Genomic DNA, 13,873 nt, shown 5'->3' on the forward strand with positions numbered 1-13,873 from the left:
TGCACGTAATTATAAGAAGGGGCAGCATTATAGGCGCGCCCGCCCCGGCGCGGCTATGGGCGGTGGTCGGAGCTGGCCGATCGACAGCACTTTTCCCTACACTGCCGGACCGCCACCGAGGAAACCTCCATGCCCGTCATTGTCCAGCACCTGACCCAGCCCAGCGACCAGGACCGCCAGGACCTGCTGAAGATCTACGCCGATGCCCCGGACTGGCTGCTGGCGCCCTTCACCGACGCCGCGCAACTGGTGGATGAGGGCCTGCGCGAGGGCCTGCTGCTGACCGGTCGCTTCAACGACCGCCTGCTGGGCGCCGCCTGGGTCGAGCGCGATGCGGACTCCTGGCGCCTTTCGCGCCTGTGCATACGCCAGGTTACCCGCGGGCGCGGCGTGGCCCGGCGATTGCTGGAAGAAGCCCAGCGCCTGGCCATCCTGCAGGGCGCCGCGCTGCGCCTGAGCGCACCGGCCGACCAGCCGGACGCGGCCGCCTTCGCCGAACGCCTCGGGCTCACGCTGCTGCCCGCCTGAGCCGGTCCGGCATTCTGCGACCCGCTCGGCAGGAACCGACGCACGGGGGAACCGTGCGCCGACCCTCCGTTCAAACCTGACGGAACCTGCACCTTTCTCCTCTGACTGAGGCACAGGTGCGTCGTTGATATACTTTTCCGCTACTCCATCCGCTGCCTGAACAAGGACCCTTCATGAAAGCGTTCGGTAAAATCCTCGGCATCGTCGTGCTGGGCCTGCTGCTGCTCATAGTCGCAGCCGGCTTCGTGCTGACTCATTTCTTCAACCCGAACGACTACAAGGACGAAATCCGCCAGCTGGCCCGCGACAAGGCCAACGTCGAGCTGAACCTGAAGGGCGACATCGGCTGGAGCCTGTTCCCCTGGCTGGGTCTGGAACTGCACGACACCAGCGTCGCCACCCTGCAGGCGCCCAACCAGCCCTTCGCCGACGTGCAGCTGCTGGGCATGTCGGTGCGTGTGTTGCCGCTGCTGCGCAAGGAGCTGCAGATGAGCGACATCCGCGTCGAGGGCCTGAACCTGAGCCTGAACCGCGACAAGACCGGCGCCGGCAACTGGGAAAACATCGGCAAGCCTTTGCAGCCGGCCGGCGGCGCACCTGGCGCCTCGCAGCCCGCGCCCAGCGAGCCGGCGAAGCCCGCCGCCGCCGAAACGCACCAGCCGATGAAGCTCGACATCGACAGCCTGACGGTGAAGAACGCGCGTATCGACTATGCCGACGCGCAGAACGGCAAGAACTACACGGTCGAAGGCATCGAGCTGAGCACCGGCGCCATCCGCGAGGGCAGCAACATCCCGGTCAAGTTCAGCGCCTACCTGGGCAGCAACCAGCCGGTGATCCGCGCCCGCACCGAACTGACCGGCAACCTGCGCTTCGATCGCGCCCTCAAGCGCTATCAACTGGAAGACACCAGGCTCTCCGGCGAAGTGTCCGGCGATCCCTTCCAGGGCAAGACCGCCAGCTACAGCGCCCAGGGCCAGCTGGTGCTTGACCAGGCCGCCCAGGTCGCCGAGTGGAACGGCCTGAAAATTACCGTCAACCAGCTGCGCGCCCTCGGCGAAATCAAGGCCCGCGAGCTGGACAAGGCACCCAAGTTCGATGGCGGCCTGTCGCTCGCACCGTTCAACCTGCGCGAATTCCTCACCGGCATCGGCCAGACCCTGCCGGAAATGGCCGACGCCAACACCCTGACCAAGCTGGAGCTGTCGACCCGCGTGGCCGGCGACCGCAACAGCCTGAACCTCGGCGACATCAAGCTGAAACTCGACGACAGCAGCTTCAGCGGCAACCTCGGCATCGCCGACTTCAGCAAGCAGGCCATTCGCGCCCAGCTCAGCGGCGACCGCCTGGACCTCGACCGCTACCTGCCGGCCAAGGCCGCCAAGGCCCAGGAAGCCACCAGCGCCGCGCGCAAGGCCGAGGTCGAAGCCACCACCAGCAACGCCATCCAGGGCGACACCCCGCTGCCCAGCGCGCCGACCCAGCAAGCCTGGAGCGACGCCCCCATGCTGCCGGTGGCGAAACTGCGCGCCCTCGACCTGGACGTCGGGCTGCAACTCGGCCAGCTGACCCTCGACAAACTGCCGATCGAGAACGCCAACCTCAAGCTGCACGGCAATGACGGCCTGCTCACCCTCGACGACATGCGCGGCGAGCTCTTCGACGGCAAGTTCAATGCCACCGCCAGCCTCGACGTACGCCAGGACGTTCCGCTGCTCAAGGCACAGAAGCACATCGCCGACGTGCCAGTGGATCGCCTGCTCGAATCCCAGGGCCAGAAGCCGCCGGTGAAGGGCCTGCTCGACCTCGACGCCGACATCACCACCCAGGGCCTCAGCCAGAAGGCCTGGATCGACAACCTCAACGGCACCGCGCACTTCGTCCTGACCCAGGGCGTTCTGCTCAACGCCAACCTGGAGCAGCAACTCTGCCAGGGCATCGCCACCCTCAACCGCAAGGCCCTGGAAGGGACGCACGGCGGCAAGGACACGCCGTTCCGCGAATTGCAGGGCAACCTGGTATTCAAGAACGGCGTGGCCAGCAACCCGGATCTGAAGGCAAGCATCCCCGGCCTGACCGTCAAGGCTGACGGCGACATCGACCTGCGCGTGCTGGGCATGGACTACCGCGTCGGCGTGATCATCGAAGGCGACAAGGGCGAGATGCCCGATCCGGCCTGCCAGGTGAACAAGCGCTACGTCGGCATCGAATGGCCGCTGCGCTGCCGTGGCCCGCTGGAACTGGGCGCCAAGGCCTGCCGCCTGGACAAGGACGGCATGGGCAAGATCGCCGGACAACTGGCCGGGGAACGGCTGAACGAAAAACTCGAAGAGAAGTTCGGCGACAAGGTCAGTCCCGAACTCAAAGACGCACTCAAAGGGCTGCTCAAGAAGAAATGACCCCGGAACGTTTCAATACAGCGGTGCTCGACTGGTTCGACCGCCATGGCCGCCATGACCTGCCCTGGCAGCAGAACATCACGCCCTACCGTGTGTGGGTCTCGGAAATCATGCTGCAGCAGACCCAGGTCGCTACCGTGATGGGCTACTTCGACCGCTTCATGACAGCGCTGCCAACGGTGGCGGACCTCGCTGCCGCACCGGAAGACGAAGTGCTGCACCTGTGGACGGGCCTGGGCTACTACACCCGTGCGCGCAACCTGCACAAGACCGCGAAACTGGTGATGGAGCGGCATGGCGGCGAATTCCCCCGCGACGCCGAGCAGCTCGCCGAGCTGCCCGGTATCGGCCGCTCCACCGCCGGCGCCATCGCCAGCATCTCCATGGGCCTGCGCGCGCCGATCCTCGACGGCAACGTCAAGCGCGTGCTGGCGCGTTACCTGGCCTGCGACGGTTATCCGGGCGAGCCGAAGGTGACCAGGCAGTTGTGGGAGGCCGCCGAGCGCTTCACGCCGCATGCGCGGGTCAACCACTACACGCAGGCAATGATGGACCTCGGCGCCACCCTCTGCACCCGCAGCAAGCCCAGCTGCCTGCTCTGTCCGCTGCGCGAGGGCTGCCGCGCGCATCTGCTGGGCCGCGAGGCCGAATTCCCGGTGCCCAAGCCGCGCAAGGAACTGCCCCGCAAGCGCACCCTGATGCCGATCCTGGCCAACCGCGCCGGCGACATCCTGCTCTATCGCCGCCCCTCCACCGGCCTCTGGGGTGGGCTGTGGAGCTTCCCCGAACTGGACGACCTGGCTGCCCTCGACCCGCTGGCCCAGCACCACGCCCTGCGCCTGGGCGAGCGCCGCGAGTTGCCCGGCCTGACCCACACCTTCAGCCACTTCCAGTTGGCCATCGAGCCCTGGCTGGTGCGCGTCGAGGACGCAGCCCCCGCCGTGGCCGAGGGCGACTGGCTCTGGTATAACCTCGCCACCCCGCCGCGGCTCGGCCTTGCCGCCCCGGTGAAGAAGCTGCTCAAACGAGCCGCCGACGTGTTGAATGCAGGAGAAATGTCATGACCCGACTGGTGATGTGCCGCAAGTACAAAGAAGAGCTGCCCGGCCTCGATCGCGCGCCCTACCCCGGAGCCAAGGGCCAGGACATCTACGAGCACGTCTCGAAGAAAGCCTGGGACGAATGGCAGAAGCACCAGACCATGCTGATCAACGAGCGTCGCCTGAACATGATGAATGCCGAGGATCGCAAGTTCCTCACCGCCGAGATGGACAAGTTCCTTTCCGGCGAGGAATACGCGCAGGCCGAGGGCTACGTCCCGCCCAGCGCGTAAGTTTCGGTATTATTTGAAAAATTTTTTAGCGACACGCTTGACACCCCTCCCGAAAACCCTTTTAATGCGCGCCACGTTGCCCAGGTAGCTCAGTTGGTAGAGCAGGGGATTGAAAATCCCCGTGTCGGCGGTTCGATTCCGTCCCTGGGCACCAAGCCTTCCGAAAGCCCCTGAAATCGCAAGATTTCAGGGGCTTTTTCGTTTCCGCCCGAAAAATTCCTCCTCGCCCCGCCCCCTCGCACGAATCGTGTCGAATGTTTGCCGAACTACACTGTCTACTGGCACGTAGCAGGTTGTTCTTTCAGAATCATGACGAACTGGACGACTCCGGCCTTTTTGGCGGGATACCCTCCGGAAGTTCGATGTTTCATAGCGGAGTCACTGTGCGCACACTCACTCGCTGGTGGAATTCACGGGGCAACCTGGCCACCTTGTCTGCCCTTTTCCTGCTGATCCCCCTGATTGGCCGCCATAGCCTTGGCTGGGGCACACCGCAGGGCTACCTGTCCGATCTCGCGCTCGGCTCGTTGCTCGTCGTCGCGCTGCACAGCCGACGACTGTTCATCGCCTTCCCGGTGATGCTGGTCTGGGCATTGTCGGTCATCGGCACCGCCGAACTGGTCAGCGCCGTGGGCCGCATGCCCGCCCCGGAAGACCTGCACTTCCTCGCCGACCCGACCTTCGTCGCCAACTCCACCGAAGGCGGCGGCCTGAATCACCAGCACCTGGCGGTCATCATCGGTATCGGCATCCTGCTCTGCGCGCTGCTCTGGCGCCGTCGCGAGCAGCCATTGCCGCGCTACGCCTACGCACTGCCGGCCGTATTCCTGGCCGGCCACTTCGGCCTGCAGTACTTCCAGCCCAGCGATGCGGAGATGTGGAAGCAGTTCAACCTGCCGCACCAGCTGGTCTCCCGCGCCATTACCAGCGGCGAAATCGCCTATGAGGACTGGCGCGACCGCGACCTGCCGGAGGTCCGCCCCGACGTGACCGGCCTCACCCAGCACGACCTCAATGGCACCCCGCTGCTTTCCGGCCGTGGCCAGGCGAAGAACGTGCTGATCATCGCCATGGAGGGTATTCCCGGCGCCTATGTCGCTACCAACCGCGCCGCGCTGAGCAGCAGCTACGAAGAGTCGATGATGCCCAAGCTCAGCACCTGGGCCGAACGGGCGATGACCACTCCGGATTACGTGGTGCACAGCCACCAGACCATCCGCGGGCTCTACGCCATGCTCTGTGGCGACTACAGCAAGCTGGACAACGGCACACCCAAGGGTGTCGAACTGCTGGGCAACCCGACCCGCGCCGCCGAATGCCTGCCGGCACAGATGCACCAGGCCGGCTTCAGCACCCACTTCCTGCAGGGCGCCGGGCTGCGCTTCATGGCCAAGGACAAGGTCATGCCGGCCATGGGCTTCGACAAGACCCTCGGCCGCGACTGGTTCAAGAAGAAGCCCTACCTGGAATTCGCCTGGGGCATGGATGACAAGGCCTTCTTCGAGGGTGCGCTGGACTATGTCGGCCAGCTGCGCCAGAAGAAGCAGCCGTGGATGCTCACCCTGCTGACCGTCGGCACACACCAGCCCTACTCGGCTACCCCGGAATACCTGGCCAAGTACCCGACCGCGCGCCAGGCCGCCGTTGCCTACCTGGACGACGCAGTGACCGCATTCCTCAAGGGACTGGAAGAGAAAGGCGTACTGAAGGACACCCTGGTGATCGTCACCTCCGACGAGTCCCACGGCATCGATAACGTGCGCCTTGCCTCGGCCTGGGGCCTGAACCTGGTGTTCGCACCGGAGCAGGCCGCGCTGCCGCCGGTGAAGGACGGCGTCTATGGCCATGTGGACCTGGAGTCCTCGATCCTCGACTACTTCGCCATCAAGGCACCGCAGGATATCGCCGGCCGCTCGCTGTTCCGCGAATACGAGACGGGCCGGGAGATGGTGTCCTTCACCAACGGCATGCAGCGTTACCACGACGGCAAGGGCACCTTCATCGAGTGCGACTTCCAGCAGGTCTGCCGGCGCTACAAGAGTGACGGCTTCATCGCCGACAGCGCTAAGTTCGAGGGTCGCTTCAGCGGCCGCGATGCGCGCCTGATGACTGCCCGTGCCGACATCCTCGACCAGTCGGTGGTCAACGCCCAGTCGGCGCGCGAATACCAGTTCGCGACCAAGGAACGCATTCAGCTGAAGCCGAAGATCGACAACGAATACACCGACAACCTGATCGGCGCGCAGTACCTCGAATTCCCGGCCAACTCGCGCACCACGGTGAGCCTGAAGATCCGCGCCATCCAGATGGACGCCAACGGGGCCAAGGTCACGCTCAAGACACGTTCCTTCGAGAAGCCGGTGCCCATCGAGATGCCGGAGTTCCCGCGGGTCATGCGCAATCAGCCGCTGGAAGTGACCTTCGGCTTCGACAACGAGGAGGCCCGCAAGGCGTTTTCCTTCCACCTGCTGGCCGAAGGCAAGGGCATCATCGAGATCACCGACTTCCACGTCACGACGCAGCCGCGCAAGTCGCCGATCAATGCCAGCGAGCCGCACGCAACGGGCCTGGCCGACGGCAAGGTGCTGCCGATTCCCCGCCTCTCCGGCCACCCGAACCTGATGGCCAGCCAGCCCCCGGAATCCCAGGACGACGTGACACCCACGGACGTCATCGAAGATCCGTCACCGCAACTGCGCCAGATGATGCAGTGACCCAAACCGGCGGCCGCAAGGCCGCCGGTCTTTTCCCCATCAGCGGAAGCTGGCACTATCGCGCCCCCGCGCGGAAGGCCCTCCGCCCCCGCGAGTTCAGCCCAGGCGACAACACACTGTGGCAATGCGACAACTTGCCGCCATCCCGGCGAACAGCGAGGCATGGGCGCTTGGCGCCCCCTGGGACGCGTGTTAGCTTCCCCCTCGCCAGGATGGCCCCGATTCTGCAGTACCCCGCTGCGAGAGCGTCCTAATAACAATAGAGGAGCCCCCTATGGCCGAGGCCATACCCGCACTGGAAATCCGTAATCTGCACAAGCGTTACGGTGACCTGGAAGTGCTCAAAGGCATTTCCCTGACTGCCCGCGACGGCGATGTGATTTCCATCCTCGGCTCCTCCGGTTCCGGTAAATCCACATTCCTGCGCTGCATCAACCTGCTGGAGAACCCGCACCAGGGCCAGATCCTGGTCGCCGGTGAAGAGCTCAAGCTGAAGAAGGCCAAGGACGGATCGCTGGTCGCCGCCGACGGCAAGCAGATCAACCGCCTGCGCAGCGAACTGGGCTTCGTCTTCCAGAACTTCAATCTCTGGCCGCACATGAGCATCCTCGACAACATCATCGAGGCCCCGCGCCGTGTGCTGGGCAAGACCCGCGCCGAAGCCACCGAGATCGCCGAGGCCCTGCTGGCCAAGGTCGGCATCGCCGACAAGCGCCACAGCTTCCCGTCCCAGCTTTCCGGCGGCCAGCAGCAGCGCGCCGCCATCGCCCGCACCCTGGCGATGCAGCCCAAGGTCATCCTCTTCGACGAGCCGACGTCCGCACTTGACCCGGAAATGGTCCAGGAAGTGCTCAACGTCATCCGCGCGCTCGCCGAGGAAGGCCGCACCATGCTGCTGGTCACCCACGAAATGAACTTTGCCCGCCAGGTTTCCAGCGAGGTGGTGTTCCTCCACCAGGGCCTGGTAGAAGAGCAGGGGCCGCCGCAGCAGGTCTTCGAGAACCCGCAATCGGCACGCTGCAAACAATTCATGTCCAGCCACCGCTAACGGAGCATCACTGCATGAAAAACTATAAGAAAGTCTTCCTGGCTGTCGCAGCCACTCTGGCCATCGGGGGCAACGCCATCGCCGCGGATAAACTGCGCATCGGCACCGAAGGCGCCTATCCTCCCTTCAACGGCATCGATGCCAGCGGCCAGGTCATCGGCTTCGACGTCGACATCGCCAAGGCCCTGTGCGCCAAGATGAAGACCGAGTGCGACGTCGTCACCTCCGACTGGGACGGCATCATCCCGGCGCTGAACGCCAAGAAGTTCGACTTCATCGTCGCTTCCATGTCGATCACCGACGAGCGCAAGCAGGCCGTGGACTTCACCAGCCCCTACTACACCAACAAGCTGCAGTACGTTGCCCCCAAGTCGGTGGACTTCAAGACTGACAAGGACTACCTGAAGGGCAAGGTGATCGGCGCCCAGCGCGCAACCATCGCGGGCACCTGGCTGGAGGACAACATGTCCGACACCGTCACCATCAAGCTGTACGACACCCAGGAAAACGCCTACCTCGACCTCTCCTCGGGCCGCCTCGACGGCGTGCTGGCCGACAAGTTCGTGCAGTACGACTGGCTGAAAAGCGACGCCGGCAAGGACTTCGAGTTCAAGGGCCAGCCGGTATTCGACAACGACAAGATCGGCATCGCCGTGCGCAAGGGCGATCCGCTGCGTGACAAGCTGAATGCCGCTCTGAAGGAAATCGTCGAAGACGGTACCTACAAGAAGATCAACGAAAAGTACTTCCCCTTCAGCATCTACTGATGCATGTGCCGCGCCGCCCAACCCCGGGCGGCGCGCGCCCTCAGGCGTGATTCCCCATGATTTTCGACCTGCACGGCTTTGGCGATCAGCTGATCGCCGGCACCTGGATGACGCTCAAGCTCTCGCTTTCCGCAGTCTGTGTCGGACTGGTCCTCGGTCTGCTGGGCGCGATAGCCAAGACGTCCAAGAACAACTTCCTGCGCATGCTCGGCGGCTTCTACACCACCGTGGTGCGCGGCGTACCCGAGACGCTCTGGGTACTGATGATCTACTTCGGTACCGTGACCGGACTGAATGCCCTGGGTGACCTGTTCGGCCATCCCGAGTTCGCCCTGTCGCCCTTCGCCGCCGGCACCTGTGCACTGGGCCTGTGCTTCGGTGCGTATGCCACCGAAGTGTTCCGTGGCGCGCTGCTGGCCATTCCCAAGGGGCATCGCGAGGCCGGCCAGGCACTGGGCCTGTCCGCTCCGCGCATCTTCTGGCGCGTCGTGCTGCCGCAGGTGTGGCGCGTTGCCCTGCCGGGCCTGGGCAACCTCTACCTGATCCTGCTGAAGGATACCGCCCTGGTCTCGCTGATCAGCCTCGAAGAAATCATGCGCAAGGCCAGCGTCGCCTCCAACGCGACCAAGGAACCCTTCACCTTCTATATGGTGGCCGCGCTGATCTATCTGAGTCTGACCATCTTCGTGATGGCTGCCCTGCATTACCTTGAGCGCCGCGCCGGCCGTGGCTTCGTGAGGAACGAGCTATGACCGACTTCGAGCTGATTCTCAAGTGGATGCCGAAGATGCTCCTGGGCGTGCAACTGACCCTGGAGCTGGTGGCCATCGCCGTGGTCGCCGGCCTGTGCCTGGCCATACCCCTGGGTATCGCCCGCGCCTCGCGGCACTGGTACGTGCGTGCGCTGCCCTATGCCTACGTCTTCTTCTTCCGCGGTACGCCGCTGCTGCTGCAACTGGCCCTGGTCTATTACGGCCTGGCGCAGTTCGAGGCAGTGCGCAAGAGCAGTCTCTGGCCCTATCTGCGCGACCCGTACTGGTGCGCACTGCTGACCATGACACTGCACACCGCGGCCTACATTGCGGAAATCCTCCGCGGCGCCATCCACGCCATCCCCTTCGGTGAGGTGGAAGCGGCCCGCGCGCTGGGCATGTCGCGGCGTCAGGCGCTGTTCCACATCATCCTGCCGCGCGCCGCGCGCATCGCACTGCCGGCCTACAGCAACGAGGTGATCCTCATGCTCAAGGCCAGCGCCGTGGTGTACACCGTGACCCTGTTCGATATCATGGGCATGACCCGCACCATCATCGCGCGCACCTATGAAGCCATGCTGTTCTTCTGCCTGGCCGGTGTGTTCTATCTGGTGATTACCCTGGTGCTGACCCGCATCTTCCGCCTGGTCGAGCACTGGCTGCGCGTCGACATGATGCAGGGCCGCTGATCGGCACGCCCAGCAAGGCACGGGGCCGCTATACTGCGCGCCCCATGACCTTCCCCGCCGCACCGTGCACCCGAACGACACTCCCCTGACCGGCCCCGACCTGCTCCAGCGCTTCCTGCAACTGGATGAATTCCTGTTGCGCCACCAGGCGCTCTGGCGGCCGAAACCGTTCACTGTGCTCGAACTGCCCTGGGAGCGCGAATACCCGGAGCTGGCCGGCTGGCTGCGTAGCCGCAGCCTGGAAGACGCCGACGCGGACCACCACCTCAGTGCACGACTCAACGCCCCCGCCCCTTTTCCCGAACTGGCCGACAACGCCGCACGCCTGTCCGCCGTCGGTGAATTGCCAGCAGTCGCCCTCGGCCAGTTGCCCACGGCCCTGACGGTCGACGTGCCCGGCCGCAAGTGGCAACAGATCGAGGCATTCGCCAGCCGTCTGCGTTTCGCCGAACCGTCCCGCCAGTGGCTCGACTGGTGTGCCGGCAAGGGGCATCTCGGCCGGCTGCTGGCGCGCGATGGCAATCCCCTGCTCAGCCTGGAATACGACGCCGCCCTGGTGGAAGACGGGCAGCGCCTGAGCGATCGGCTACGGCTGCAAGCCAGCCATCGCCAGCAGGATGTGCTTGAAGCGAATGCGGCCGAGCATCTGCAGGCCGGGCACACGGCCGTGGCCCTGCATGCCTGCGGCGATCTGCATGTGCGTTTGCTGCAGCTGGCCAGCGAGCGCGGTTGCCGCCAACTGGCTGTCGCGCCCTGCTGTTACAACCGCATCGACAGCGACCACTACCGGCCCCTCTCCGGTGCAGCACAAGGCTCGGCACTGCTGCTGTCGCGGGACGACCTGCGCCTGCCGCTGGCCGAAACCGTCACCGCCGGCGCGCGCGTGCGCCGGCAGCGAGACAGCTCGATGGCGCGCCGGCTGGCGTTCGACCTGCTGCAGCGGGAGCTGCGGGGCAGCGACGACTATCTGCCTGTCCCGTCGGTCCCGCCGGCGTGGCTCGACAAGCCGTTCGCCGACTACTGCCGCGACCTGGCCGCGCTGAAAGACCTGCCCTCCCCAGCCGAGCGCGACTGGCCGAGACTTGAGGCGCACGGCTGGAAGCGCCTTGCCGTGGTGCGCAATCTGGAGCTGGTGCGCGGGCTGTTCCGTCGCCCCATGGAGCTATGGCTGTTGCTCGATCGAGCGCTGTTTCTCCAGGAGCAGAGCTATGAGGTCACTCTTGGCAACTTCTGCAACCCACGCATGACCCCGCGCAACCTGCTCCTGCTCGCGGAACGCATCTGAGACGGGCGTTCCAGGCATCCATCCACAGCACCTGTGGATAACTCTGTTGACATCATCAAGAAAATTCGCGCTCACGCCCAATCCAGACGGCGCCTGTTCACGTTGCCGGCCTTCTGCAATTTTTATTAATTTCCTTTAAAAACAATCAATTAGAAAAAGCCGTGATGCACCGCACATCACCTATTCAATTTTCTTCGCACTACGCCGGGCAATGTGCATAAGGCCTCACCCCGCATGCCTCGCGCCGTCCGGACTTGTTGCCGTCGATACACCAATCACGATTCGTGGAATTGATTGTTCCCGCATAGCGACAATCAGGCCTTGTCAATCGCTGCCTAAGCAGTAATATTTCGAAATAAATCCCTGCCTAGACAGCTATTAGTCTTGCCATGAATCACTACGACGTCGCGGATTTTCCGTTCAAGGGCTCCATCGGCCATCTCCTGGGGGCCAGCGCACTCCTCAAGGACCGCTTGCTGGACAAGCACCTGGCCCACCTGGACATTACGGCGGCACAGTTCAAGGTGCTGTTCTTCATCGGCCACGAGCGCGCCAACACCCCCGCCGAGTTGTGCCGCGAACTGTCCATCGACAGCGGCTCGATGACACGGATGCTCGATCGTCTGGCACGCAAGGACCTGCTGCTCCGCCAACCCTGCCAGAACGACCGACGTAGCGTCCGCCTGCACCTCAGCGAAGCCGGCCAGGCGGTGCACGCCCAGTCCCCGCAGATCGCTGCGGCGGCGATGAACGAGTTGGTCGGCAGCCTGTCCCGCGAAGAACTGCGCACGCTGACCGGCCTGCTCGACAAGATTCTGCAAGCCCATGGCGTGCTGCCCAGCGATCAGCCACAGGAGAATCGGGCATGACCCTCCCGCGTATCGCCCGTCTGCCGGCCGGCGTGCTCGGTGCCGTGCTGAGCCTTGCGGGCTGCGTCAGCTCGTCGGGGCTGCTGCCCAACGGCCAGGCCACCGATCCGGCCAGCCTGAAAGTGGGAACGACCCTCGACGGTGCCGCGCTCTCCCCCGCTGCCTGGCCCAGCCAACACTGGTGGACCAGCCTGGGCGATCCGCAACTGGATGGCCTGATCGACGAAGCCCTGCGCGGTACGCCGGACCTGGACATTGCCAGCGCCCGCGCGCGCCAGGCCGTCGCCGCGGCGCAAGCGCAGGACGCCGACCGCCTGCCCAGCGTGAAGGGCACGGCCAGCTACGCCGGCATCCGCGCCCCGGAAAGCGTGCTGCCGGCGCCCATGGGCGGCCGCTATTCCGCGATCAAGTACCTGTCGCTGGGCTTCAGCTACGACCTGGACATCTGGGGCGGCAAGCGCGCTGCATGGGAAGCGGCACTCGGCCAGGCCAACGCCGCCGAAATCGACCGCCAGGCCGCGTCGATCAGCCTCTCCACCAACGTCGCCCGCGCCTACAGCAACCTGGCCCACGCCTTCGTCGTCCGCGATCTGGCCCGTGACGAGCTGGAGCGTTCGCAGCACCTCTACCAGCTCAGCCAGAAGCGCATGGACGCCGGCCTGGACAGCAAGGTCCAGTTGCAGCAGACGCAGACCCAGGTCGCCAGCGCCAAGCAGCAACTGGCAGCCGCGGAACAGGAAATCGCCAGCGACCGCATCGCCCTGGCCGTGCTGCTGGGCCAGGGACCCGATCGCGGGCAGAGCCTGCAACGCCCGCAGGTTCTGAAACCCGGCGCGCTGTCCCTGCCGTCGAACCTGCCCGCCGAACTGCTTGGCCGTCGCCCGGACATCGTCGCCGCGCGCTGGCGCGTCGAGGCGAGCGCCAAGGACATCCAGTCGGCCAGGACCGAGTTCTACCCGAACCTCAATCTGGGAGCGATGGTTGGCCTGGCCGCGATGCACACCGAGGACGTGCTGAAGGCGCCGAGCCGCTTCTTCCAGATCGCCCCGGCGATTTCCCTGCCGATCTTCGATGGCGGCCGTCTGCGCGCGAACCTTGCCGGGAAAGACGCCGACTACGACCTGGCCGTCGCCCAGTACAACAAGACGCTGGTCAACGCCCTCGGCGAAGTCAGCGATGACCTCGGCAGGCTGCGCTCGCTGGAACAACAGATCGACGACCAGCGCGAGGCCCGGGACATCGCCAGGTCCAACTTCGACCTGGCCATGCGCCGCTACGGCGAAGGGGTCGGCAATTACCTCGACGCCCTCAGCGTGCAACAGCAGCTGCTGGTCGCCGAACGCCAACTGGCCAACCTCGACGCCGAGCGCATCGACCTCTCGGTACAGCTGGTCCAGGCCCTGGGCGGCGGTTACCAGCCCGACACCACCACCACTCCCGCCCCGCTCGCCCAAGCGAACGCGGCCGCCGCGCATTGAACGAGGCACCC

The 13,873-nt window shown here is 65.1% G+C and carries 12 protein-coding genes and 1 tRNA gene; all 13 read left to right on the plus strand.

From position 1 onward, the window contains the following. Positions 1-129: 129 nt before the first annotated feature. Entirely contained in the window at positions 130-528 is a 399-nt protein-coding gene (locus J5M67_RS15855; protein WP_207886298.1) for an acetyl-CoA sensor PanZ family protein, read from the plus strand. 173 nt (positions 529-701) lie between these two features. Further along, positions 702-2,927, plus strand: a complete 2,226-nt coding sequence (locus J5M67_RS15860) for an AsmA family protein (RefSeq protein ID WP_207886299.1) — start codon at positions 702-704, stop codon at positions 2,925-2,927. After that, on the plus strand, positions 2,924-3,991 hold the full coding sequence (gene mutY, locus J5M67_RS15865; RefSeq protein WP_207886300.1) for an A/G-specific adenine glycosylase: 1,068 nt from the start codon (positions 2,924-2,926) through the stop codon (positions 3,989-3,991). The genes J5M67_RS15860 and mutY overlap by 4 nt, the downstream gene beginning before the upstream one ends. Then, positions 3,988-4,260 (plus strand): oxidative damage protection protein, encoded by a 273-nt coding sequence (locus J5M67_RS15870; protein WP_015479334.1) that lies wholly within the window; start codon positions 3,988-3,990, stop codon positions 4,258-4,260. Before mutY ends, J5M67_RS15870 begins: the two co-directional genes overlap by 4 nt. Before the next feature lie 78 nt (positions 4,261-4,338). Continuing rightward, positions 4,339-4,414, plus strand: a tRNA-Phe gene (locus J5M67_RS15875). A 229-nt stretch (positions 4,415-4,643) separates the two neighbouring features. Next, positions 4,644-6,974, plus strand: coding sequence for an LTA synthase family protein (locus J5M67_RS15880; RefSeq protein ID WP_207886301.1), 2,331 nt, complete (start codon positions 4,644-4,646; stop codon positions 6,972-6,974). Positions 6,975-7,248: 274 nt separating this feature from the next. Then, the gene (locus J5M67_RS15885; RefSeq protein WP_207886302.1) at positions 7,249-8,022 is read left to right on the plus strand and encodes an ABC transporter ATP-binding protein; all 774 of its coding nucleotides are present in this window, start codon (positions 7,249-7,251) and stop codon (positions 8,020-8,022) included. A gap of 14 nt (positions 8,023-8,036) precedes the next feature. Beyond that, positions 8,037-8,789: an ABC transporter substrate-binding protein gene (locus J5M67_RS15890; RefSeq protein WP_207886303.1), complete on the plus strand. Its 753-nt coding sequence runs from the start codon at positions 8,037-8,039 to the stop codon at positions 8,787-8,789. 56 nt (positions 8,790-8,845) lie between these two features. Then, on the plus strand, positions 8,846-9,541 hold the full coding sequence (locus J5M67_RS15895) for an ABC transporter permease (protein WP_207886304.1): 696 nt from the start codon (positions 8,846-8,848) through the stop codon (positions 9,539-9,541). After that, the gene (locus J5M67_RS15900) at positions 9,538-10,230 is read left to right on the plus strand and encodes an ABC transporter permease (protein WP_207886305.1); all 693 of its coding nucleotides are present in this window, start codon (positions 9,538-9,540) and stop codon (positions 10,228-10,230) included. The genes J5M67_RS15895 and J5M67_RS15900 overlap by 4 nt, the downstream gene beginning before the upstream one ends. Positions 10,231-10,294: 64 nt before the next feature. Beyond that, positions 10,295-11,515 (plus strand): methyltransferase, encoded by a 1,221-nt coding sequence (locus J5M67_RS15905; protein ID WP_207886306.1) that lies wholly within the window; start codon positions 10,295-10,297, stop codon positions 11,513-11,515. Between the two features lie 389 nt (positions 11,516-11,904). Continuing rightward, positions 11,905-12,384: a MarR family winged helix-turn-helix transcriptional regulator gene (locus J5M67_RS15910; RefSeq protein WP_207886307.1), complete on the plus strand. Its 480-nt coding sequence runs from the start codon at positions 11,905-11,907 to the stop codon at positions 12,382-12,384. After that, on the plus strand, positions 12,381-13,862 hold the full coding sequence (locus J5M67_RS15915; RefSeq protein WP_207886308.1) for an efflux transporter outer membrane subunit: 1,482 nt from the start codon (positions 12,381-12,383) through the stop codon (positions 13,860-13,862). The genes J5M67_RS15910 and J5M67_RS15915 overlap by 4 nt, the downstream gene beginning before the upstream one ends. Positions 13,863-13,873: the final 11 nt, after the last annotated feature.

It is taken from the genome of Pseudomonas sp. 30_B (genome assembly GCF_017491605.1).
Classification (GTDB): domain Bacteria; phylum Pseudomonadota; class Gammaproteobacteria; order Pseudomonadales; family Pseudomonadaceae; genus Pseudomonas.

Coding starts and splice junctions, on each gene's coding strand:
- J5M67_RS15900 (WP_207886305.1), top strand. CDS start 9,538: ATGACCGACTTCGAGCTGATTCTCAAGTGGATGCCGAAGATGCTCCTG.
- J5M67_RS15855 (WP_207886298.1), top strand. CDS start 130: ATGCCCGTCATTGTCCAGCACCTGACCCAGCCCAGCGACCAGGACCGC.
- J5M67_RS15895 (WP_207886304.1), top strand. CDS start 8,846: ATGATTTTCGACCTGCACGGCTTTGGCGATCAGCTGATCGCCGGCACC.
- J5M67_RS15885 (WP_207886302.1), top strand. CDS start 7,249: ATGGCCGAGGCCATACCCGCACTGGAAATCCGTAATCTGCACAAGCGT.
- J5M67_RS15860 (WP_207886299.1), top strand. CDS start 702: ATGAAAGCGTTCGGTAAAATCCTCGGCATCGTCGTGCTGGGCCTGCTG.
- mutY (WP_207886300.1), top strand. CDS start 2,924: ATGACCCCGGAACGTTTCAATACAGCGGTGCTCGACTGGTTCGACCGC.
- J5M67_RS15910 (WP_207886307.1), top strand. CDS start 11,905: ATGAATCACTACGACGTCGCGGATTTTCCGTTCAAGGGCTCCATCGGC.
- J5M67_RS15890 (WP_207886303.1), top strand. CDS start 8,037: ATGAAAAACTATAAGAAAGTCTTCCTGGCTGTCGCAGCCACTCTGGCC.
- J5M67_RS15870 (WP_015479334.1), top strand. CDS start 3,988: ATGACCCGACTGGTGATGTGCCGCAAGTACAAAGAAGAGCTGCCCGGC.
- J5M67_RS15915 (WP_207886308.1), top strand. CDS start 12,381: ATGACCCTCCCGCGTATCGCCCGTCTGCCGGCCGGCGTGCTCGGTGCC.